The organism is Citrobacter sp. Cb041, assembly GCF_030336655.1.
GTDB classification, from domain to species: domain Bacteria; phylum Pseudomonadota; class Gammaproteobacteria; order Enterobacterales; family Enterobacteriaceae; genus Citrobacter; species Citrobacter braakii.
In genome coordinates, this window is sequence record NZ_JAOWDD010000018.1 from 1 (window position 1) to 284 (window position 284).

The window sequence follows — 284 nt, forward strand, 5'->3', positions numbered from 1 at the left end:
CTTTGTAGTGCTCACACAGATTGTCTGATGAAAAGTAAATAGCAAGGCGTCTTGCGATTGAGACTTCAGTGTCCCCTTCGTCTAGAGGCCCAGGACACCGCCCTTTCACGGCGGTAACAGGGGTTCGAATCCCCTAGGGGACGCCACTTGCTGGTATGTGTGAGTGAAAGTCGCCGACCGAAGTATCTCAAAACAGACTTCCGAGTCTCGTTTGAGATATTTGCTCTTTAAAAATCTGGATCAAGCTGAAAATTGAAACGACACACTGTTTCATTTCTCCGTAA

General features: G+C 47.2%; 1 tRNA gene. It reads left to right on the top strand.

Annotated features, from left to right (window positions below):
- The first annotated feature begins 70 nt into the window (after window positions 1-70).
- Window positions 71-146: transfer RNA gene (locus tag OGV52_RS01225), tRNA-Glu, on the top strand.
- Window positions 147-284: the final 138 nt, after the last annotated feature.